This is a genomic window from Streptomyces sp. NPDC058289, from assembly GCF_042880975.1.
GTDB classification, from domain to species: Bacteria; Actinomycetota; Actinomycetes; order Streptomycetales; family Streptomycetaceae; genus Streptomyces; species Streptomyces stoeckheimensis.
In genome coordinates this window covers 28,875-50,706 of the sequence record NZ_JBHVYI010000022.1, presented here as the reverse complement: position 1 = coordinate 50,706, position 21,832 = coordinate 28,875, and the positions used below count along the sequence as shown (strand labels likewise).

At 69.9% G+C, this 21,832-nt stretch carries 20 protein-coding genes; 6 read left to right on the top strand and 14 right to left on the bottom strand.

Annotated elements, in window-relative coordinates:
• Window position 1: 1 nt before the first annotated feature.
• The 10 genes from ACFVX6_RS13985 to ACFVX6_RS13940 are packed head-to-tail and all read right to left on the bottom strand — an operon-like array spanning window position 2 to window position 10,029.
• Window positions 2–544 carry a hypothetical protein gene (locus ACFVX6_RS13985; protein ID WP_389691085.1) on the bottom strand — a complete coding sequence of 181 codons (543 nt, stop codon included), beginning with the start codon at window positions 542–544 and terminating at the stop codon, window positions 2–4.
• Window positions 541–1,818 carry an MCE family protein gene (locus tag ACFVX6_RS13980; protein WP_389691083.1) on the bottom strand — a complete coding sequence of 426 codons (1,278 nt, stop codon included), beginning with the start codon at window positions 1,816–1,818 and terminating at the stop codon, window positions 541–543. Before ACFVX6_RS13980 ends, ACFVX6_RS13985 begins: the two co-directional genes overlap by 4 nt.
• On the bottom strand, window positions 1,815–3,074 hold the full coding sequence (locus tag ACFVX6_RS13975; protein WP_389691081.1) for an MCE family protein: 1,260 nt from the start codon (window positions 3,072–3,074) through the stop codon (window positions 1,815–1,817). Before ACFVX6_RS13975 ends, ACFVX6_RS13980 begins: the two co-directional genes overlap by 4 nt.
• Window positions 3,071–4,099 (bottom strand): MCE family protein, encoded by a 1,029-nt coding sequence (locus ACFVX6_RS13970; RefSeq protein ID WP_389691079.1) that lies wholly within the window; start codon window positions 4,097–4,099, stop codon window positions 3,071–3,073. Before ACFVX6_RS13970 ends, ACFVX6_RS13975 begins: the two co-directional genes overlap by 4 nt.
• A complete protein-coding gene (locus ACFVX6_RS13965; RefSeq protein ID WP_389691077.1) occupies window positions 4,096–5,142 on the bottom strand; it encodes an MCE family protein in 1,047 nt (348 codons plus the stop codon). Before ACFVX6_RS13965 ends, ACFVX6_RS13970 begins: the two co-directional genes overlap by 4 nt.
• Window positions 5,139–6,194, bottom strand: a complete 1,056-nt coding sequence (locus ACFVX6_RS13960) for an MCE family protein (RefSeq protein ID WP_389691075.1) — start codon at window positions 6,192–6,194, stop codon at window positions 5,139–5,141. Before ACFVX6_RS13960 ends, ACFVX6_RS13965 begins: the two co-directional genes overlap by 4 nt.
• A complete protein-coding gene (locus tag ACFVX6_RS13955; RefSeq protein ID WP_389691073.1) occupies window positions 6,191–7,444 on the bottom strand; it encodes an MCE family protein in 1,254 nt (417 codons plus the stop codon). Before ACFVX6_RS13955 ends, ACFVX6_RS13960 begins: the two co-directional genes overlap by 4 nt.
• Before the next feature lies 1 nt (window position 7,445).
• Window positions 7,446–8,252 (bottom strand): MlaE family ABC transporter permease, encoded by an 807-nt coding sequence (locus ACFVX6_RS13950; protein ID WP_389691071.1) that lies wholly within the window; start codon window positions 8,250–8,252, stop codon window positions 7,446–7,448.
• 5 nt (window positions 8,253–8,257) lie between these two features.
• On the bottom strand, window positions 8,258–9,022 hold the full coding sequence (locus tag ACFVX6_RS13945; protein WP_389691069.1) for an MlaE family ABC transporter permease: 765 nt from the start codon (window positions 9,020–9,022) through the stop codon (window positions 8,258–8,260).
• Complete coding sequence (locus ACFVX6_RS13940; protein ID WP_389691067.1) at window positions 9,019–10,029, bottom strand: ABC transporter ATP-binding protein; 1,011 nt, start codon at window positions 10,027–10,029, stop codon at window positions 9,019–9,021. The genes ACFVX6_RS13945 and ACFVX6_RS13940 overlap by 4 nt, the downstream gene beginning before the upstream one ends.
• Window positions 10,030–10,770: 741 nt before the next feature.
• Between ACFVX6_RS13940 and ACFVX6_RS13935 the strand changes: the two genes are divergently transcribed.
• From ACFVX6_RS13935 to ACFVX6_RS13920, 4 genes are all read left to right on the top strand, one after another.
• Entirely contained in the window at window positions 10,771–11,406 is a 636-nt protein-coding gene (locus ACFVX6_RS13935) for a hypothetical protein (protein ID WP_389691065.1), read from the top strand.
• Between the two features lie 151 nt (window positions 11,407–11,557).
• Window positions 11,558–13,174, top strand: a complete 1,617-nt coding sequence (locus ACFVX6_RS13930; RefSeq protein ID WP_389691063.1) for a DUF6801 domain-containing protein — start codon at window positions 11,558–11,560, stop codon at window positions 13,172–13,174.
• Window positions 13,175–13,355: 181 nt separating this feature from the next.
• Window positions 13,356–14,300, top strand: a complete 945-nt coding sequence (locus ACFVX6_RS13925; protein ID WP_389691061.1) for a hypothetical protein — start codon at window positions 13,356–13,358, stop codon at window positions 14,298–14,300.
• A 213-nt stretch (window positions 14,301–14,513) separates the two neighbouring features.
• Entirely contained in the window at window positions 14,514–15,725 is a 1,212-nt protein-coding gene (locus ACFVX6_RS13920) for a PucR family transcriptional regulator (protein WP_389691059.1), read from the top strand.
• 1,091 nt (window positions 15,726–16,816) lie between these two features.
• Here ACFVX6_RS13920 and ACFVX6_RS13915 read toward each other — a convergent pair.
• The 3 genes from ACFVX6_RS13915 to ACFVX6_RS13905 are packed head-to-tail and all read right to left on the bottom strand — an operon-like array spanning window position 16,817 to window position 18,867.
• Window positions 16,817–16,975, bottom strand: coding sequence for a hypothetical protein (locus tag ACFVX6_RS13915; protein ID WP_389691057.1), 159 nt, complete (start codon window positions 16,973–16,975; stop codon window positions 16,817–16,819).
• 21 nt (window positions 16,976–16,996) lie between these two features.
• On the bottom strand, window positions 16,997–17,737 hold the full coding sequence (locus tag ACFVX6_RS13910; protein WP_389691055.1) for a response regulator: 741 nt from the start codon (window positions 17,735–17,737) through the stop codon (window positions 16,997–16,999).
• Window positions 17,734–18,867: a sensor histidine kinase gene (locus ACFVX6_RS13905; RefSeq protein WP_389691053.1), complete on the bottom strand. Its 1,134-nt coding sequence runs from the start codon at window positions 18,865–18,867 to the stop codon at window positions 17,734–17,736. The genes ACFVX6_RS13910 and ACFVX6_RS13905 overlap by 4 nt, the downstream gene beginning before the upstream one ends.
• A 284-nt stretch (window positions 18,868–19,151) precedes the next feature.
• Here ACFVX6_RS13905 and ACFVX6_RS13900 point away from each other — a divergent pair, with 284 nt between their 5' ends.
• The gene (locus ACFVX6_RS13900) at window positions 19,152–19,601 is read left to right on the top strand and encodes a DUF4190 domain-containing protein (protein ID WP_389691051.1); all 450 of its coding nucleotides are present in this window, start codon (window positions 19,152–19,154) and stop codon (window positions 19,599–19,601) included.
• A 62-nt stretch (window positions 19,602–19,663) separates the two neighbouring features.
• On the opposite strand, the gene ACFVX6_RS13895 is transcribed toward ACFVX6_RS13900, so the two are convergent.
• Window positions 19,664–21,271 (bottom strand): phospholipase, encoded by a 1,608-nt coding sequence (locus tag ACFVX6_RS13895; RefSeq protein WP_389691049.1) that lies wholly within the window; start codon window positions 21,269–21,271, stop codon window positions 19,664–19,666.
• Window positions 21,272–21,536: 265 nt separating this feature from the next.
• Here ACFVX6_RS13895 and ACFVX6_RS13890 point away from each other — a divergent pair, with 265 nt between their 5' ends.
• Window positions 21,537–21,812: an alpha/beta fold hydrolase gene (locus ACFVX6_RS13890; protein WP_389691047.1), complete on the top strand. Its 276-nt coding sequence runs from the start codon at window positions 21,537–21,539 to the stop codon at window positions 21,810–21,812.
• Window positions 21,813–21,832 lie beyond the last annotated feature (20 nt).

Sequence of the window (21,832 nt, the reverse complement as noted above, 5' to 3'; positions counted from 1 at the left end):
GTCACCTCGCCTCGCTCCCCCCGGTAGCGGTACCGGAGCCGGCGACGTCCGCGCTCGTCCCCGCAACGGCACTCAACGCCTTGACCTTCCACGTGGCGCTTCCCGTACGCTCCAGGACGGCTTCGAGCCGCTTGCGGTCACTCGTCGCCTTCGAGCCCCCCTGGGGCGTGACGTCGACGCGCACGGTCGCGATGAGCTTCGCCGTACCCGCCCGGGCGTCCAGCGCGGTGACGGCCGCCTCGGTGACGGTGGCGCGCGCCGAGGCGCCCACCGCCGGCAGGGTGGAGCCCAGTTCGGTGTGCAGCGGCCCGGTGGAAGCGTCGCGCCACGCCTTGATTCCGGCCTCCGCGTGTTCACGCGTGGACGCGTCCAGGGTGTTGAGCACCGCGATGCGATCGCGGCCCTGGGCTAGGACGGTGTCCCGCTCCCGGCTGAAGGCGAGACCGTCGTCCGTACGGGCCTGCGCGTACGTCCAGGCGCCGGTCCCGCAGAAGGCGAGCGCCACAGCCAGTCCGGCGCCGGCGAGGACGCGTGCCCGCCTCACCGGTCGCTCCCGGCGCCGAGGCCGAGCAGCCCGGCCATATCGGTGGGCCCGCCGTCCCGGCCCGGCAGTGCGAGCGCGCCGGGCAGGGCCGGAGCGCCGGGTGCGGTGGCGGAGCCGGCGCTGCCCGAGGGAAGCGAACCCGGTTTGGCCGGGGTGGGGACGGGGCCACCCTTCGGGGCGTTCGCGGAGCCGCGCACGTTCGTCCCGGACGAGGCCGGACTGGTGCAGGAGGCAACGGTGTTGAGGGGGGGTGCGGTGCCGAGGTCGAGGCCGTTGCGGTAGCGCGTACCGCCGTAGCCGGAAGTGCAGGGCAGGGGCTTGAAGAAGGTGACGGCCATGCCGAGGTTCATCCGTCCTCCGTCGACGGTGGTGGCGCCGGCGGAGACGGCCGCGGGGAACTTCACGAGGAGCTCCTCCGTGCCGCGCTGCCGGGTGACGGCGATTTCCGAGGTGGTGAGCAGGTTGGCGAGTACCACTCCGAGACTGGGGTCGAGGTCGCGCAGGAGGCCGCTGATCTGGGTGGCCGCGCCCGGGGTGACGGCGAGCAGGCGCCGTAGGTCGCCGTCGGATCCCTTGAGGGTGATGGCGAGGTCGCGTGCCCCGGTGGCGAAGTCGCGGATGGCCCGGCCCTCCTCGGCCTGGGTGCGCAGGACGACCTCGCCGTCGGATATGAGGCGGGTGGTTGCGGGCAAGGAGCGGTCGGCGGCCTGCACGAACGCGCTGCCGCCGTCGATCAGGGCCTGGAGGTCGTCGCCGTGCCCCTCGAACGCCTTGCCCAGTTCGTCGACGACCGTACGCAGCGATTCGAGCGGAACGGACCGGGTGAGGTCGTTCATGCTGGACAACAGGTCGGTGACGGGAGCGGGAACCTCGGTGTCGGCCTGGTCGATGCGGGCCCCCTCCGCGAGGTAGGGTCCCTGGTTGCCGTCGGGCCGCAGATCGATGTACTGCTCGCCGACGGCGGAGAGTCCGGCGACGACGGCCTTCGCGTCGGCGGGTACGCGGGCGGCCGACTTCTTGATGCGCAGCCGGGCCACGACCCCGTCGGCGGTGAGGTCGATGGCGCCGACGCGTCCCACGGAGACGCCCCGGTAGGTGACGTCGGAGTGGGGGAACAGGCCACCGGTGCGGGCGAGGTGGACGTTGACGGTGTAGTAGTCGGCGATGCCGACGTAGCGGCCGAGGTCGGCGTAGTGGATGCCGAGGAAGCCGAGGACGAGGACGGCGATGACGAGGAACGCGAGGTTCTTCAGCCGTACGGCGAGGCTGATCACCGGGTCTTCCCTCCGTCCTTCGCTCCGGTGGCGGTGCTCGGCGCGCTCGGGGAGGTTGCCGGCCCGGCCGGGCCGACGCTCTGGACGGGCGGCAGCGGCAGCGGGGACGGAGGCTTCGTGTCCCTGCTGCCGGACGCGCCCTCATGGGCGGTGGTGCCCGGACCGGTCGCAGGGGTGGGCGTCGCGCTGGGCGTGGTCTGCGGGACGAGCGGTGGGATGACCTGGGTGCCGGGTTCGGCGGCGATGTAGAGGTAGGTGTTGAGGTAGTCGCCCTTGATGCCCTGCATCACCTCGTCGGTGAAGGGGTACGTCAGCAGCGCCTGGAGCGAATCGGGCAGGTCGGCGCCGGCGTCGGCGAGTGCCTTCAGGGTCGGCGCGAGTGCCTTGAGGTCGGCGACCATGTCGTCCTTGCTTGCGTTGATGGTGGAGACGGCGACACCGGACAGCGTGTCGAGGGCGCGCAGCATGGTCAGGAGCGAACCCCGTTGGTTCTCCAGGGTCTTGAGGCCCGGCGAGAGGTTGGTGAGGACCGTTCCCACGTCCTGCTTCCGCTCGGCGAGGGTGGCGGAGAGTCGGTTCACCCCGTCGAGTGCTTGCGTGATGTCGCCCCGGTGCGCGTCGAGGTCGGTCACGAGGGTGTTGACCCGCTCCAGCATGGAGCGGACCTCGGGCTCGCGTCCGCCGAGGGCGGAGTTCAGCTCCTTGGTGATGGTCTTCAGCTGGTTGACCCCGCCGCCGTTGAGCAGCAGGGACAGGGCGCCGAAGACCTCCTCGACCTCGGTGTTGCGGCTGGTGCGGGCGAGCGGGATCGTGCTGCCGTCGGTGAGGCGCGCACCGCCCGCGTCCTTGGCGGGTGCGGTGAGCTCGATGAACTTCTCGCCGAGCAGGCTCGACTGCTGCAGGCGGGCGCTCGCATCGGAAGGCAGCCGGATGTCGCCGTTGATCTTCATGGTGACGCGCGCCGTCCAGTCTCCGGTTCCGAGGCGGATCTCGGTGACGCGGCCGACGGCGACGTCGTTGACCTTGACCGCGGACTGCGGGACGAGGCTGAGGACGTCGGCGAGTTCGGCGGTGACCGTGTACGGGTGGGAGCCGAGGTCGGCGCCGCCGGGCAGAGGCAGGTCCTCGATACCGTCGAACTGGGGCAGGTCCCTGGGGAGCATGGTCACGGTGAGGACCACGGCCACGCCCAGGGCGACGACCCCGCCGATCCCGGCTCCGGCGGCCTTGCCGGTGAAGGGTGCGCGGCGTTTCACCGGTCCCCCTTCCCGCTGGGGGCCGAGGAGCCACCGGCCACGGGCAGCGGGAGCAGCGGTCCGCCCATGCTGATCTCGTTGAGGTTGGCCCGGCCGTCGAGGGTGCGGGTGTTCTCGTTGTACGCACCCACCACGTTGCCCGCCGCGAGCGGGGCCGTGTCGAGAGCCTCGGCGAGGGAGGCCCGCTGATCGACGAGGGTCTGGGTGAGGGGGACGAGCCGGTCGACGTTCTGCTTCAGTTCGCCCCGGTTGTCCTGGATGAAGGTCTTCACCTGGGCGAGGGCCTTGCCGAGTTCGGTGAGGGCGCCCGCGAGGTCGTCCTTGTTGTCGGCGAAGAAGGTCACCACGTCGTCGAGGCGCTCCTGGGCGGTGCGGACGTCGCCGTCCTTGTCCTTGAGCATGGTGGTGAACGTCTGGAGCTGACTGAGGGTGGCGAACAGGTCGTCGCTGCTGCCGTCGAGGGTCTTGGCCGCCTTGCCGAACTCCTGGATGGACGTCCCGATCGCGTCGCCGTTGTCCTTGAGGTTCTTGGCGCCGGTGTCGAGCAGGCCGGACAGGGCGCCGGTGGAGTTGGCGCCGTCGGGGCCGAGGGCCTTGCCGAGTTCGGTGATCGAGGCGTACAGCTGGTCGATCTCGACAGGGGTGCGGTTGCGGGACGCCGCGAGTTGGGCGCCGTTGGTGAGGGCGGGACCCGAACTGTACGCCGGGGTGAGCTGGACGTACCGGTCCGCGACGATGCTGGGGGCGACGATGACGGCATGTGCGTCGGCCGCGACGCGTACGCCCTCGTCGACACGGAGCCGGACGCGTACCCGGGTGCCCTCGGGCTGCACGGACTCGACCTCACCGACGCGCACCCCGAGGATCCTCAGGTCGGATCCGGCGTAGACGCCGACGGCACGGTCGAAGTAGGCGGTGACACGGGTGCCGTCGGACTCGAGGAAGCGCACGGCGACGAGGCCGCAGGCAGCGAGCACCACGATGGCGAGCCCGATGACGAGGGGCCTTCTGGGTTTGGTCATCATTCACCGCTCCCCTTCGCCGACGCCTTCTGCTGCGGCGGCCGGCATCCGGTCTTGGGCTGCGACGCCTCCGGCAGGTAGTTCCGGGGTACGACTCCGCACAGGTAGCTGTCGAACCAGTGACCGCTGCCGAGGGTGTTGCCGACGAGCCGGTAGTACGGGCCGACGAGTGCGAGGGTCTTGTCGAGCTGGCTACTGTTCTTCTCCAGGACCGTGGTGACGCGGCTGAGGGCCTTGAGCGTGGGACCGAGCCGGCGTTCGTTGTCGTCGACGAGGCCGCTGAGTTGCGTTCCCAGGTCCCGGCTGCCCGTGAGCAGCGCATGGATGGCGTCGCGCCGGGCCTTCAGCTCGCCGAGCAGCGAGCCGCCGTCCTCCAGGAGGGTCTCGAAGCTGGATTTCTTGCCCTCCAGCGTCTTGGTGAACGTCCTGCTCCCCTGGAGGAGTTGGGACAGCTGGGCGTCACGGCTGGAGACGGACTTGGACAGTTCGGACAGGCCGGTGGCGGCGCTGCGCACGTTCGGCGGCGAGTCCTTGAAGGTGTCGGAGATCGTCTGGAAGCTCTCGGCGAGCTTCTTGGTGTCGATGGCGTCGACCGTGCCGCTCAGGTCCTGGAACGCCTGTGTCACGTCGTACGGAGACGTGGTGCGCGCCAGCGGGATGCGGCTGCCGGGGTCCTGTCGGCCGGAGCCCAGCGGGTCGAGAGCCAGGTACTTGTCGCCGAGCAGGGTCTTGATGGCGATGGCGGCGGTGGAACGGTCGCCGACCCAGGCGTCACCGACCTCGAACGTCACCTTCACCTTGGGCCCGTCGAGGGCGACCCCGGTGACCGAGCCGACCTTGACCCCGGCGATGCGCACCTCGTCGCCGGTGCCGAGGCCGGCGGCCTCGGTGAAGTCGGCGCTGTAGGCGGTGCCCCCGCCGGTGAACGGCAGGCGGTCCACGTTGTAGGCGAGGACGGCGATCAGGGCGAGCGCGACGAGTCCGACGACGGCTACGGCGACGGGGTTGCGGGCCTTGACGGGGGTGTACCGGGGCGGGCGGCTCACCCTCGGCACCTCGATTCGGTGACGACGATGCCGGTCGGCGGCGTGGAGCCGTCGGAGGTGCTCACACCGCTCACGCGGGCCTCACAGAGGTAGAGGTTGAACCACGATCCGTACGAGGACAGGCGGGCCAGGGCGGTCATCTTGGCCGGTGTCCTGTTGAGGAAGTCCTCGATCTGCGGAGCGTGGTCGCCGAGGGTGTTCGAGAGGCGGCCCAGTTCGCCGATGCTCTGCTTGAGGGGGGCGCGCCCGTCCTGGAGGAGTCCCGCGGTCGCGGTGGTCAGGTCGCCCATCGCCTGGACGGCCTGGCCGAGGGGTTTGCGGTCGTCGTTGAAGCCCGTGACGAGCTTCTGGAGGGTGACGACGAGGTCGCCGAAAGCGGCCTCTCGGGTGTTGAGCGTGTCCAGGACGATGTTCAGGTTGGTGACGACCTGGCCGATCACCTGGTCCTTGGCGGCGACGGTCTGCGTGAGCGAACCGATGTGCCGGATCAGGCTGTCGACCGTGCTGCCCTCGCCTTGGAGGACCTGGACGAGCGACCCGGCGAGGTCGTTGACGTCACTCGGCGACAGTCCCTCGAAGAGCGGCTTGAACCCGTTGAAGAGCAGTGTCATGTCGAGCGCGGGTTTCGTGCGGTCCAACGGGATGGTGGAGCCGGGCTGCAGGATGCCGTCCACGTCGCCACTGCCCCGGTCGAGGGCCACGTAGCGCTGCCCGACCATGTTGAGGTACTTCACCGAGGCGGTCACCGAGCCGGGGAGCGTGCGGTCGTCACGGATGCTGAAGCTGACCTGGGCGGTGCGCCGGTCGACGACCCGGACGTCGGTCACCTCCCCGACCTTCACGCCCGAGATCCGTACGCTGTCCCCGTCGATGAGCCCGGTGGCGTCGGTGAACAGTGCCTTGTACGAGCGCGTGCCGGAGCCCACGCCGGTGTTGGCGATGCTGAGCGCGAGCACGGTCGTGGCGAGGGCGGTGACCAGGATGAAGATCAAGGACTTGACCAGCGGGCCGGTCAGGGGGCGCCGTCGGGTGTGGGCGAGGTCGTTCGTCATTTGAGGATCACCTCCGTGCCGCGGTAGGCGGGTCCGGCCAGCAGGCTGCTCCAGTCGGGCAGGTCGCCGGGCTGCTTCTTGGCCGCGGGGGCGAGGAGCTCGTTCAGGAACTCGTTCTCCTGCGGGGAGTTGGCGGGCCCGAGGTTCTGCTCGGCCGCCGCTGCGGCCCGCGCGGCGGGTGCCACCGGGACACCGAGGTAGGGCACGGGATAGCAGTGCGGACCGCCGCCCGAGGTGTACGAGGGGGTGTCGCGGCCGGGTACGTACGCGCCGCGTGAGGGCACGGTGACGACGTTGACGTGCAGGCCCGGCTGGTCGGTGCCCTTGCCGAGCGCCTTGTCCATGGCCGGCACGAACTCGGCGAGGGTGCGCAGGGTGCAGGGGAAGGACGAGGAGTACTCGGCGAGCAGCTCCAGGGTCGGCCTGCCGGTGGCGCTGAGCCGGATGATGTTGTCCTTGTTCTGGCGCAGGAAGGCGGTCACGTCCTGGGCGGTGCGGGTGGTGGCCCCGAAGGTGCCGGCCAGCTCGCTCTCCTTCTCGGCGAGCGTGCCGCTGGTGGTGGTGAAGTCGGTGAGCGCCGTGACGATGTCCGGGGCCACGTCCGCGTACAGGTTGCTGACCTTCACGAGTTCCTGGAGGTCCCGGTTGAGCGTGGGCAGTTCCGGGTTGAACTTTGCGAGGTGGGAGTCCAGTTGGGCGAGCGTGGCGCCGAGCTTGTCGCCGCGTCCTTCGAGGGCTCGGGAGACGGCGGACAGGGTGGCGGAGAGCTTCTGCGGCTGGACGGCAGTGAGCATCGGCAGGACGTTGTCCAGGACCTGCTGGAGTTCCACGGCGTTGCTGGAGCGGTCCTCGGGGATGACGGCCCCGGCGCTGATGGGCTTCGGGGAGGGCGTCTGCGGCGGGACGAGCGCGACGAACCGTTCGCCGAACAGGGTCGTCGGCAGCATCTGGGCTCGCACGTCGGAGGGGACGTCGGCGAGGGTGGCCGGATTCATCGCGAGGGTGAGCCGGGCTCCCGAGTCGGTGGCGTCGATGGAGCGGACCTCGCCGATGACGACACCGCGCAGTTTGACCTCGGCGCCCGGGTGCATCTCGTTGCCGACACTGCTCGTCTCGACGGTGATCGGGGCGCTGGCGGTGAACTGTTTGTCGTAGACGGCGATCGCCAGCCAGACCAGGAGCGCGGGGACCAGCAGGAAGACGACTCCGGCGAGCCGGCGACGCAGGATCTCACCACGTGGGCTGCTCATCTCACCCCGCCACCTTCACGGTCGTGGTCGCGCCCCACAGGGCCAGCGACAGGAAGAAGTCGGTGACGCTGATGAGCACGATGGCATTGCGCACGGACCGGCCCACCGCGACGCCGACCCCGGCCGGGCCGCCCGAGGCACGGAAGCCGTAGTAGCAGTGGGCGAGGATCACCATGACGCTGAAGATCAGCACCTTGAGGACCGACAGCAGGACGTCGGTGGGGGAGAGGAACAGGTTGAAGTAGTGGTCGTACGTCCCCTGGGACTGGCCGTTGAACAGGACGGTCACGTAGCGGGAGGCGACGTAGGAAGAGAGGAGGCCGATCGCGTAGAGCGGGATGATCGCGACGACGCCCGCGATGATGCGGGTGGTGACCAGGTACGGGATCGAGCGGATGCCCATGCCTTCGAGGGCGTCGACCTCCTCGTTGATCCGCATGGCGCCGAGCTGGGCTGTGAAGCCGGCGCCGACCGTCGCGGAGAGGGCCAGCCCGGCGACCAGGGGCGCGATCTCACGGGTGTTGAAGTACGCGGAGATGAACCCGGTGAACGCTGCGGTGCCGATCTGGTCGAGGGCCGCGTACCCCTGGAGGCCGACGACGGTGCCGGTGAACAGGGTCATCGCGATCATCACGCCGATGGTGCCGCCGATCACACCGAGGCCGCCGGAACCGAAGGCCACCTCGGCGAGCAGCCGTTGGACCTCCTTGAGGTAGCGGCGCAGCGTGCGCGGGATCCAGGCCAGGGCCTTGACGTAGAACAGGAGCTGGTCGCCGGACCGGTCGAGCCAGACGAACGGGGAGGCCATCGGCCTCAGCCTCCCTTCGGCGGGACGATTTGCAGGTAGATGGCCGTCAGCACCATGTTCACGAAGAACAGCAGCATGAACGTGATGACGACGGACTGGTTGACGGCGTCGCCGACCCCCTTGGGGCCGCCGCGCGGATTGAGGCCGCGGTAGGCGGCGACGATGCCCGCGATGAACCCGAAGATCAGGGCCTTGAACTCGCTGATGTACAGGTCGGGCAGCTGGGCGAGCGCGGAGAAGCTGGACAGGTAGGCGCCCGGGGTGCCGCCCTGGAGGATGACGTTGAAGAAGTAGCCGCCGAGCGTGCCCACGACGGACACCAGGCCGTTCAGGAGCACGGCCACGCCCATCGTCGCCAGCACCCGCGGCACGACCAGGCGCTGGACGGGGGAGACGCCCATGACCTCCATCGCGTCGAGCTCCTCGCGGATCTTGCGGGAGCCGAGGTCGGCGCAGATGGCGGAGCCGCCGGCGCCGGCGATGAGCAGGGCGACGATCAGCGGGCTCGCCTGCTGGATGACGGCGAGGACGCTGGCGCCTCCGGTGAACGACTGCGCGCCCAGCTGCTGGGTGAGCGAACCGACCTGAAGGGCGATCACCGCGCCGAACGGGATGGACACGAGCGCGGCGGGCAGGATCGTGATGCTGGCGATGAACCAGAACTGCTCGACGAACTCCCGGAACTGGAAGGGCCGTCGGAAGATGGATCGGCTCACCTCCGCCGCGAGGGCGAAGAGCCGGCCGGTCTGCCGCAGCGCGCCCGTGATCACGAGCCGCTCCCGTTGGCCGGAAGACGCAGGGTCGGCGCCTGCGCTCCGTGCGCGTACGTGTCCTCGATGGCGGCGCGGGCGGCGGGCGGCAACGTGTCGAGCATGGCGAGCACGCGCTCGCGGCGTCGCAGGACCGCCTGGCGCCGCGGCAGCCCGGGCGAGGGCTCCAACTGCGGGACGATGACCCGGGGCGTGGTGGGTGCGAAGCCGGGCACGGCGGCCTCGGCGGCGAGCGTGGCCTCGTCCTTCTCCTCGGACATCCCGATGGGGCCTTCGCGCCGTCCCGCGAGGAACTGCGCCACGACCGGCTCGTCGCTGGTGAGCAGCACTTCGCGCGGGCCGAAGGTGACGAGCTTGCGCCGGAAGAGCATCCCCATGTTGTCGGGGACGGTCGCGGCGATGTCGAGGTTGTGGGTGACGATGAGCATCGTCGCGTCGATCTGTGCGTTCAGGTCGATCAGCAACTGCGAGAGGTTGGCGGTGCGGACGGGGTCGAGGCCGGAGTCCGGCTCGTCGCACAGCACGATCTGCGGGTCGAGCACGAGCGCGCGGGCCAGTCCCGCCCGTTTGCGCATGCCGCCGCTGATCTCGCCGGGGAGCTTGCCCTCGGAGCCGAGGAGTCCCACGACGTCGATGCGCTCCATGACGATCCGGCGGATCTCCGACTCCTTCTTCCGCGTGTGCTCGCGCAGCGGGAAGGCGATGTTGTCGAAGAGGGACATGGACCCGAAGAGAGCGCCGTCCTGGAACATGAGACCGAAGAGTTTGCGGGCCTCGTAAATGTCGCGCTCTGGGCTGTTCACCATGTCGACTCCGGCTACGAGGACGCGTCCCCGCTCCGGCTTCAGCAGACCTATGAGCGACTTGAGGAATACGGTCTTTCCGGTGCCGGAAGGACCGAGCATGACGCTCACTTCCCCAGCGGGCAACGTCAAGGTCACGTCCTGCCAGATGTTCTGCTTGCCGAAGGACATGGTCAGACCCTCAACAGCTATTTCGATTCCCATACCACCTCCAGCAGGCGTGTGCCGCGAGTGCGTCTCGGGCCGCACGTTAAGTCGTTCACGATCACCGGGACAATAGGTGTGACACCGATTCGGCCCGGCACCCCGGAATTTGTCACCGGATGGACAAGGCCGGGTGCGCCCTTTGTGTCCGGAGAGACACAACGGGGCCCCGTAGGTCCGTAAGCCGGATCCGCGGGGCCCCGCCGAGAGGGGGCCGGCCCCGCCGGGGGGCGGGGCCGGACCCGTCCGTCAGGACTCCTGCCTTCGGTGGCCGCCAACCAGGGGCGGGCGTCGCACCCGGAACGCTACGGCCGGGTAACATCCGGCGGCAATACGCAGGTTCCGGGTTTTTCCCGAGATCGGGCGCGTCCCGGTACTGGTTGTCACGCGGATTACATATGCACGCGCTTATTTGTCACGCGGGAGAGCGTTTCCCCTCCATAGGGCGACGCATACGCTCTGCCGGGCGGAAAGGTGTGGCAGCGCGGTGCGCGATCGGCCAAGAAATGTCGACATTGCGCACTCGGGGGCTAATGCGATGCCGAGGACCGCTCACCCGGCGAACAGTTAATCCGGGCTCTTCAAAGAATCTTGAACTACGCCATTGTTCAGCCAAGTTTCCCGCAAGTAACGTCAGCGTCGCGGCCGAGGAACACCGAGCCGCGGGTCGTCTGTGTCTCCCCCTATTGCACAGCTGCGGCCCACCTCTGCCGGTCAATCCCCAAGGAGAGTCCCAGAGTCATGAAGAAGACCATCAGAAACGTCGCCGTCGTCACCGGCACCGCCACCGCCGCGTTCCTCCTGGCGGCCGGCCCGGCATCGGCCGTGCCGTCCACCGTGTGGACCGTCAACCCGTCCCCCGCGGCCTTCACGGCGACCAACAGCGGGAACATCGTCCTCAGCGTCAACGGCATCGCCATGACGTGTACGAAGTCGGGCGCCTCCGGCTCGATGGCCAGCGCCACCGGCAACCCGGCCACCGTGGCCTCGATCAGCGCCATCAACTTCGGTGCCACCGGCTTCCCCTGCACCAGTGTCCTGGGCAACGTGACCACCGTCGCGACCACCCCGTGGACCGTGGTGGCCCAGGACTACACCGCTGCGACCGGCGTCACCAAGGGCTACATCGGCAACGTCGACGCCAAGGTCACCGTCGGTGCCTGCGTCTTCCGAGTGACGGGCAAGGCGTCCGGCACCTACACCAACTCGACGGGCAAGCTCGCGGTCTCCAGCGTCAGCGGTGAGCTCAACGTCGTTTCGTCGACCAACTGCGGCAGCGCCGTACCGGTGGGTGCCAAGCCGATCTTCACCGGCGCCTACCTGGTCAAGAAGACCGGCACCACGGTCATCCCGACCATCGTCGGCTCCAACCCGTAAGGCGTGCGGGAGTGTCGCCGACACTCCCCGGGTCCGTGCGCCCGACCGGTGAGACCGGCCGGGCGTTCGCCGACCCTCTACGCCGACCAGACACCGACGACCCGACACGCGGGTCGTCGGTGTCCCGGACGATCCCCGAGCGGAGCAAGCGATGAGAGGCCACCGTCCCGCCCTGCGGACACCCCGCGTCCGTGCGCGCGGTGCGGCGATCGCCGCCTTCGTGGCGCTCGCCCCCTTGATCCCATCGGCGGCTGCCGCGGTGGGCTCGCAGGAGATCACCGCACAACTGCCCTACGACTGCGCCTTGCCCTCGGGGCCGCAGCGCGTCACGGTGCGGGTCGCGGCCACCTTCCCCGACCGGGCTGCGGCCGGCGAGGCGATCCGTCCCACGGCGGTCACCACGACGGTCGAGCTCCCGGCCGAGGCCGTCGCCGACCTGACGGCTCTCAAGGCCACCACGGTGGTGCCCGAGACCAGGCTGGCCCTCGACGTCGCTCAGCGCGAGGCGAAGACCCGGGCCCTCTGGCGCGGCACCGGCCCCGCCCGGCCCGTCGCCGTTCCCGCCGCAGGCCCACTGACCCTCACCACCACCGGCGACGCCCCGGCCGTGACGGCGGTCGCCAACGGCGACCTCACCCTCACGGCCACGGACCTGGGCGTCGACCTCGCCCTCGGTACGGCCGACGGCGCGCCCGTCACTCCCGCGTCCCTCACCCTCACCTGCACCCTCGCGAAGGACGCGGACGGCCGCGGCCTGCTGGCCACGGTGCCGGTCGGCCCGTCCACCACCCCCGCCCCGAGCGGTTCGCCCTCCCCGTCGGACTCCGCGGCCCCAAGGCCCGGGCGCACGACGGCCCCGGCGTCCCCGACGGTCCCCGGTGCCCCGAAGGGGCCGACGAAGCCCGGAACCCCCACGGAAGGGGCGAAGGGGCGAACGGGCAACGCGCCGAAGGTCGGCGACACCCGCGCCGGCTCGTCGGCCGACAGGCCGCCGGCGCCGCCCTGCGTCAAGAAGAACCCGACCGACAAGTCGCTCAACGCGTACATCACGGGCTACGCCAACGTCCGCAAACTGAGTGGCGCCTCCCTGATTCCGGTGTCCTGCGTGCAGATCGAGCAGGGCGACCCGGAGATCTCCTTCCCGCCGGACGGGAGCATCCACCTGCTCCAGAAGTCGGACGCCTATCTCGACTACCAGGGCCGCAAACAGACCCCGCCGTTCAAATCCACCTTTCTGACCTTCGGTTTCACCCCGACGACGGCGACCATGATCCTTGAGCAGGCGGGGCCCATGACCGTCGCCTCGGACGTCCTGCTCGTCTTCCCGGACAACATCGCGGAGACGTACGTACGGGCCCCGCTGGTCCTGCGCGTCCTGGACGTCGAGGTCAACGGCACGCGCCTGGACGTCGGCCCGTCGTGCCGCACGCAGACCCCGCTCAGCTCCCCGGAGCCCGATCCGGTCACGTACCCGGGCCCGCATCTGGTGATGCTCGGGAAGGGGCAGCTCATCAACGGCACGGACGCCACCGGTTACGTCCTGACCTCCGGCGGGCCGCTGACCGGGGAGGTGACCATTCCCGCCTTCACGGGCTGCGGCGCGGGCGGCGAGGACCTGGACCGGCTGCTCACGGCGTCCATCTCGGGCCCCGGCAACTACGTCAAGCAGATCCAGGGCCAGACGTGTGCGGTGGGCGTCGAGGTACCGACCGAGGGCCAGTGCACCGAGGACCGCCAGCCGTACGTGGTCCCCAAGCCGGAGCGCTGATCCCCACCACCGCCCGGATGCTCTGCACACCCAGGCATCCAGGCACCGAGGCACCAGGTACTCGGATGCTCTGCGCATCCGGGCACCGAGGCCCCCAGACACGCCGGCACCCGGACACCCAGACACACCGGCACCCCCGCACCACCGACCTGAGCGTTCCCCGTCATCGAAAGGCACCGACATGCCACTCGTCTCCGCACGCACCCGGCTCGTCACCGTTTCGGCGCTGACCGCCTTCGGCGCGTTCGCCTCCCTCGGCACGGCGACCGCCGCCACGCCGGCCCTCAACGGCGCGTGGGGTCCCTTCACCCGCTGCCCCGTCGACTCGTCGGCGATGCTCGGGGCGGACGGTCTGGACAAGACACCGCAGTGCGTCGTCTCCTACTCCACCAGCGGAACCATCAAGCTCGGCAACACGACGGTCGTCACCGCCAACAGCAACCTCCAGATGGGCGTCGTCCAGAACTCCGACGGCACGAGCACCGTCGTCGCGCCGGCCTCCGGGGCGATCATTGCCGACTCCGCGACCGTGCCCGGCGGCCTCCTCGGGCTGATGTGTCCGAGCAACATCCCGGGCATCACCGCCATCTGCAAGCAGCTCTCGGACGCCAAGCTCAACAAGATCACCGCAACCCTGGAGTCGGTGGGCACCCCCTCGAACTTCGACCAGATAGCGGGCGTCGTCACCGACCAGACGATCGTGAACATCCCCGTCCGCATCCACCTGGAGAACCCGTTCCTGGGCAGCCACTGCTACATCGGCACCAAGGAAAACCCGATCGTCCTGCAGCCCAAGAACCTCACCTACCCGGAGTTCGGTGTGGAACGGTTCAACGGTGACGGCAGCCCGAACGAGGAGGGCGACATGAGCCGCCTCAACCTCCTCGGCTCCACGCAGTACGACAAGACCTTCGCCGTCCCCGGCGCCAGCGGCTGCGGCCTGGGCCTGTTCGGACTGATCGACGCGGCGGTCAACCTCAAGACCGGTCTGCCGTCGGCGGCGGGCAAGAACAGCCTGACCCTGAACAACACCCAGACCTACCTGGGCGGGCTCTTCGCCCCGGGGACGGTGGCCCCCGACGCGGGCGCGCAGCTCGCCCGGAACTGGCACTCCGCCGTCAAGTAACAGTCACCAAGCGCCGATTCCCGGCCGATCTCGCCCGCCCCGGCCCTCCCTCCTGCGTAGCTCGTGCTCAAGTGGTGTACAGCACAGGCAATTTGACTTAGCGTCAGCACCGCACAAAGGTACGCACCTTACGGCCGCGCCCGAGCCCTCCAGTAAGACAGGGCACTGCCACGCCACGCCCCACCGGGCGCGCAGGAGAGCAAGGGGTCCGTCATGCCCTCAATCGCACCATCGCCGGACCTCGGTGAACCGCTCGATCCGCTCCCCAGGGAGTTCGCCGCCTTGATGAGGCCCGAGGTTCCGGGCCTCATCAAGGAGATCCGCGTCGAGGTGGAGCGCGCCTATCCGGTGTATGCCCGACTCCTCAACGGCCCCAACGCGGACGCCATCCGCCAGGGCGTGGAGCAGGCGCTGGCCACGTTCGTGGACCGTGTCGCAGACCCCGGCGCGAGCTCGGTCCTGCGCGACGAGCTGCTGCGCAAGTTCGGCCGGGTGGAGGCGTACGAGGGTCGAGACCTCGACACCCTCCAGGGGGCCTACCGGCTCGGCGCGCGCATCGCGCTGCGCCGGGCCAAGACCCTCGGCCGGCGGTACAAGCTGTCGCCCTCCGTGATCCTCGCCTTCGCGGACGCGCTCTTCGCGTACGTCGACGAGCTGGAGGCAATCGCGCGCGAGGGGTACGCGGAGGTCCAGGCCCGTGCGGCCTCCGAGGTGTCGGCGTTACGCAGGCAACTGCTCCATCTCATCCTCGTCGGGTCGCCCCTGCCACAGGCGACCATCGCCGAGCTGTGCGAGCAGGCGTCCTGGGAACTCCCCGCCCAGTGCACGCTGGTGGCCTTGCGGGCCCCGGCGCCCGACCGCATACGGACATGTCTCGACCGGGACGTCCTCGCCGACCTCGGCATGCCCCAGCCGCACCTGCTGATCCCCGGACCGCTCACCCCCGAGCGACTGGCGATGCTCGAATCCGCCCTGTCGGGCGCCCCGGCCGTCATAGGCCTGACCGTGCCACCGCCACAGGCCGCCGACTCCATCCGGTGGGCCAGGAGGGTGCTGCAGCTCATCGACGACGGGATCGTGCCCGACCAACCGGTCGTGCACTGCGAAGACCACCTGACAACACTGTGGCTCCTGTCCGACCCCGCGCTCGTCACCCGCATCGCGGCCCGCGAGCTGGCCCCGCTCAGCAGCCTCACCGGCTCCAGGCGCGGGCGCCTGGTCGAGACGCTGCGCGTCCACATCTCCACCCGGGGCCCCGCCGACCAGGTCGCCGAGGTGCTCGGAGTCCACGCGCAGACGGTCCGCTACCGCCTGCGCAACCTGGACGCACACCTGGGCGACCGCATCACGGACCCGGAACACCGCTTCACGCTGGAGGCGGCCCTGCGCTCGCTCCACCTCCAGGGCAACGACTACGCGGAATAGCCCGAACGCCGGCCCCGTGCACCCAAAACCCGGATGCGCCCCACTCGAACACGTCAACTAGCCTCAGTGCGCGGCTAGTTGGATGACGACTGCTCCACGGTCAGGGACGTGGGACACGATGCGGGGGAGCGGTGGAACGATGCTGTGGACGGCGCTGACGACCAATGAGCTATCGGGGACCGAGCGGTACGAGTACTGGGAGTCGATGATGTCCCGGACTCAGGTCCCCGCCAGCCTGGCCGGCGATCACTTCGACGACTTCCAGGCCAGCTCACACCTACTGGACCTGGGGTCCATCCACGCGCCGCGGATTCCGGCCGGTGGGTCGACCACCTCCGCAAGTCGCTGCCCGGGGGCATGGTCCGTGACGCGCTCCTCGCTTTCCCCGGCTTGGCCCGCCTGACGGTCACGCCGATGGTGCCGCCGGCCCCTCCCGCTCCGGCGGCGCCGAGTTCGTCGCGCAGCCCGGCGAGGGTCTGGTGCATGAGGTGCTTGTGGAGTTGCGGACGGTCGGCCATTTCCCTGACGGGTCCGCGAAGGTGGGCGCCGGCGTTATGAAAAGACGATTCACGCGCTTTCGGCGACGGCCCTCGTGAAGCTCTGAAGATCCTCGACTTCACTCGAAGCCTATGCTCCAGAGCACACGGCTTGTCCTATCGTGAGGCCCAACGTCCTGTCGATACCCGGCAGGGAATTTGCACGGGGGAATTCATGCGTGGATTCGTTCATACAGCGGCACGAACCGCCGGCGTCGCCGGAGTGGTAGTGGCGTCCGTCATGGCGGGGACCAACGCCCGGGCGGCCAGCGGTGGCGGCTGCGGCACCTACTACGCCGGGACCGGCGGGCAGTACGTCAAGATCAAGGCCTGTATCAGCTCGCCCCGGTGGGGAGTGGGGCGCCCCGACGCGTACATCAGCTTGGCTGCGGGGCACCCGGCCTGCAATATCGCTATGCGAACGGTCCGGACGGGAAATTCGCAAGTCGTATCGAACAAGGTGTACCCCTGCCCCTCAGGGGCCATCAACGACAAGCACTTCACGGCTCCCGACTTCAGCGACACCACGGCCCAGACTGGTGAGTCGTATGCGAATTACACCCAGATCAACTGGACCTCTTCCGGAACGTGGACGATGCCGTACCGCAGCCCGTGGCTGAAGCTCCCGTAGACCCACTCCATTTCCGAGGCCCGACATGGCCGCAGCCATGGGACCGCCTCCACGGTCAGCGCGGCGTGGACGTGACGCGGCACCGGAGGTCGGCCGATGGTGCGTCAGCCCGTGACCCCGGGCACGACCAGGCCGGTTTCGTACGCGATCACCACCGCGTGGGTCCGGTTCTGCGCGCCGAGTTTGGTCAGTACGTTCCCGACGTGCGTCTTCACCGTCTCCAGGCTCACCCTGCACGTCTCCGCGATGTCCGGGTTGGACCGGCCCGTGGCCATCAAGCGCAGCACCTCCTCCTCCCGGCCCGTCAGCGCCGCCTGCGGCAGCGCCTGAGCGGATCCCAGTGGACGGGCGGTGACCATCTGACGAAGGGCCGCCGGGAAGAGGATCGCCTCGCCCGCCGCGACCACCCGCACCGCCTCCGCGATCTTGGGGACGGGGAGCCGCTTGAGTACGAAGCCGCCGGCCCCGGCGCTGAGTGCGGCGGTGACGTAGTCGTCGTTCTCGAAGGTGGTGATCACCACGACTTTCGGCGGGTCGGCCGACCCGGCGAGGAGCTGCCGGGTGGCCTCTATGCCGTTGCAGCGCGGCATCCGTACGTCCATCAAGACCACGTCCGGCCGCAACTGCCGCGCCCGCTCGACCGCTTCGATGCCGTCGGCGGCCTCCCCGACGACGGCAATCCCGGGCTGCATGGCGAGCAGCGTGCGCAGACCGCTGCGGGTCACCTCGTCGTCGTCCGCGATCAGGAGGGTGGTGCAGCTGGAGGCGCCGACGGTGTCGGTCGTGACGGCCGCGCTCGCGGCGGGGCCGGTCGCGACCGCTGCGCTCGCTCGTGAGCCGATCATGCGGGCAAGCGTACCGGCAGCCGGACCGCGAGCCGCCAGTGCTCCGGACCGTCCGGACCGGCCTCGATTTCGCCGTGCAGGAGCCGCACGCGCTCCAAGAGGCCGGGCAGGCCGTGCCCGGACGTCGGGAAGGCACCCGGGCTCATTCCGCCCCCGGTTCCGGTCCGGTTGACCACGCAGATCTCCAACGAGTCCGGCGCGGTCGCCACCGTGACCCGGATCGGACCGCCCGCTCCGTGCCGCAGCGCGTTCGTCAGCCCTTCCTGCAGGATCCGGTACGCCGCCCGGGAGAGCGTCCCCTGCACCTGCGCATGGTCGCCCGACAGCTCCGGCTCCACCACCGCGCCCGCGTGCCGCAGCCGGTCGAGCAACTCGGGCAGGTCGGCCAGGGTCCGGGCCGGCGCCGTCCCCGCCTTCTCCTCCCGCAGCATGCCCAGCACGTAGTCCAGGTCCTCAAGGGCGGCCCGGGTCGACTCCTCGATGCTGCGCAGGGCGGCACGCGCCGCCACCGGGTCGGCCGTGAGCACCTCGCCCGCGACCGCTGCCTGGATCGTGGCGGCCGTCAGGGTGTGCCCGATCGAGTCGTGCAACTCATGGGCCAACCGGTTGCGTTCGGCCATGAGGCGCTCCCGCTCGGCCGCCAGCGCGAGCTGCTCGGCCGACGAAGGACCCAGCAGCCTGGGCGCCAGCCACCGCAGGGCGTATGTCACCGCCAGGCACAGGGTCGCCGCCAGCAGCAGGCAGCAAAGCGCCGCTACCCAGCTCTGCCAGCCGCGATCCGCCCGCAGCGACCAGCCGTTCACACTCACCCCGGCCTCGGCGCCGGCCCAACCGCCGGGAAGGAGCAGCCCCGCGACGAACAGCAGGATGCTCAGCTGCGCCCCCGCCCACCCCAGCACCACATGCGACACCAACCAGAGCGGGGTCCGCAGGCGGTCGGCGCCCGATGCCGTGGAAGGAGCCGCCCCGTCACCAGGCGGCCGCGCACGCCGGCGCTCGCCCACGGGGTCCGGCAACGGCACCGCCAGCATCCGCCGGGCACACGCGATCAGCACCCGCCGCGTGGTGCGAGCCAGCCCGATCACGCCGATCAGTACGGACCAGACCAGCACGGTCAGAGCGAACTGCACCTCCAACGAAGCGGACGGCCACGCCACCGCCGGTAGTGCTGCGAAAGGCAGCAAGGGAAGGCTCGCCAACGCGCCGCAATAGGCGAATAGCGCACCCGAATACGTGGAGCCGCGCAGCAGCGGCCGGATTCCTCTGAACATGGCCAGGCAAGTATGACCGGACGGCCCACCTGCGGCCTCCCCCGATCGGGGGAGCGAACTCTCCCGCCTTCCCGTGATGTGTCCGTGGATCCCCGAAACCAGAATCGGGGTCTCACCAGTTGACGGGACGAAAGGACGGGCCGATGAATGCTCAGGGGATCGAGACGCCGCCGAATCACGCGGCGTCCGCTCAGGACCAGACCGTACGAAGTCAGGCGGCGCCGAGCGGAATGGCGGCGGGCCTGACAACACCGAAGAACAGCCTGGCCACAGCCGCCATGACACTGGGCATCATCGGCCTGTGCACCTCGGTCGTCTTCGTCGGCGGTCCCCTCGCCGTATTGGGCCTGATCCTGGGCATCGCCGCGCTGATGGCGGCCAAGCGGACCGGTGTGGGCCGGGGCAGGGCCGTCACCGCGGTGGTGACGTCGTCCCTCGCGATCGTGGTGTCCGGGCTGGTCGCCGCGTTCATGGTCTGGTACGCGAACGAGACGCAGGCGTGCTACGAGCCCGAGAGCTTCCACCAGTACACGCAGTGCGTCCGAGAGCACCTCGAGGGAAACGGAACGGCCTTCCCGTTCCCTCACCGGTGAACCGGCTGCGCCGTCCCGCGGCACGGCCACGCCGGGGGACGGGGGACGGCCGACGGGGGACGTCAGCTCTGGCAGAGGCCGCGGGCGTGGTCGTACGTAGCGGTGGCCTGGGAGTAGCGCCACTGCGGGTCCAGCAGATCGCTCTTCAGCTGTGCGGCCGCGGCCGGGCTCTCGATGACGTACCCGAAGTCCTGCAGCCAGGAGGGGTAGAGGTTCTTGGAGCCGATGTAGAAGGCCGCGCCGTCGACCGAGACGAGCTTGTGGTGCTGGGCGTACGGCTTGCCGTCGGCCCAAGTAGGCCGGTCGGAGGCCCGGAACGTGGCCAACTGGAGGTTCTCGCACAGGGCTGTCCGCGCCCGAACGCCGTCACCCGTCAAGGCTGTTACCCGGCCGCGCAGGGCGTCGCTCACTTCGGAGAGCGACTTGATCTGCGAGTAGCCGCCGCTGCCGATCGTGCCGCGGTTCGCCGGATCGCTCACGACGATGCGGACCTTCACGCCGGAGACGAGCTTCGCGGCAAGAGCGTCGTAGAGGCGTACGTCGTAGCGGGGCAGCGGCGGACAGGTGGCGTGCACGTCCTGCTGGGAGATCTCTATGTGCGAGTTCGCGCTGGAGACGAGGGCGCGCAGGGCGCTCTCTTCCGGGTTGACCGTGTCGTAGTCGCGGTCGGCGTTGGTGTAGTCGTGCAGGCCGATCCCGCACTTGGTGTCACCGGCCGTCGGCAGGACCGGGCGGAACGAGGAGGCGGGGTCGTTCTGGCGGATGCCCACACCGAGTCCGCCGACGGCGAGCGCGGGCACGTCGCCCCCACCCTGCGGGGAGGTGGGCCGGGGCAGGGAGGGCATGCAGTCCGCGCCGGGTGAGGCTGCGAACCAGACCGCGCTCCAACTGGTCTTGTTGCGACAGGTCCAGTCCCACAGGGAGTCGAGGTAGCGGCCGGCCGAGCCCGCCGCGGGTCCGGAGAGCGCGAGGTCGACGTCGTTCACCGGGTGGGTGGTGTCCAGGTAGTCGTCCTTCCAGCTGTTGATGCCGCCCGTGATGACCGAACTGCCGTCCACCACCACGAGCTTGGAGTGGTTCCAGGAGAAGGCGGTCTTCGAGGTGGTCATCGAGGCCACGTTGAGCGTGATGCTGCCCGCGGCGGCCGGGCCCAGTCGCGCGAGCAGCTCGTCCCGGTAGGACGACGGGATCACCGTGGAGTGGTAGAGGGGTGCGGCGCCCACCAGGATGCGCACCTTCAATCGGTTGCCCTTCCGGGCCGATTCCCTGAGGCCGGCGATGATCGCCTCCTGGTAGCCCCCGTCGGGGAAGGGTGCCAGCGTCGATATGTCGACCGTCTGCCGGGCGTCGGCGATGTCCTGGCGCATCTTCTCCAGAAGGCGGCGCGATCCGGGCCGGTCGGCGCACGTGGCGTCGCCCCAGCAGCCGGGCGTCTGGAGCAGCCAGTCGGAACCCCCGGGCTCGGACGAGCCGAGCCGGTTGCCGGAAGTGCGTTCCCAGACCGAGCCCTCCAGGCCCGGCGAGACCTGTCGCAAGGTTTGCTCGACGGAGTCCAAGTGCGGTGTGGGCGCGTCCACGGCAGACGCGGGGGCGGCCGTGCCGATGAGGGCGAGGGTGAGGGCGAGGGCGGATGCGGAGACGAGGGAGGTCGTCCGGGCGGTGCGTGCCAATGTGGTTCCTTGACCGAGACGGGTGGAGCGGCTCGGGCCGGGAGCGTGGCCGGCCACGACCGCAAGCATGATCAACTCGCGCAAGTTACCAGTTGGTACGCAACTACTCCCCGGCCTCGGGCGAGTTCCGGCCACCCGGAGCCGGGCGCCCGGAGCCGACCACTCAGAGCCGGGCACCGGCCCTCCGGGCACCCGGAGGGCCGGTGCGAGCAAGGCCTTCCCCGCCAGCGCCGCGAGCCTGCACAATCCCGACTTCGTCGATGTGGTGATCCACTCCTACCGGCACCGGTTCGGCCTGGTCGAGGGTGAGCCCCGCTACCAGGATCTCGAGGACCTCATCGCCGTGCAGCCGCCGATCTCCGTGCCCACGGTCGTACTCGAAAGCGGTGACGACGGCGTGTACGGTCCGGCCCCGGCAGAGGACCGAGACTTCTTCACCGGACCGTATGAGTACCGGCTCCTGCCAGGAGTGGGACACAACGTTCCGCAGGAGGCTCCCGGAGCATTCACCGACGCCGCGGCCAGCCTGCTGACCCGCTAGCCAGGGCACTCATCTCCAGG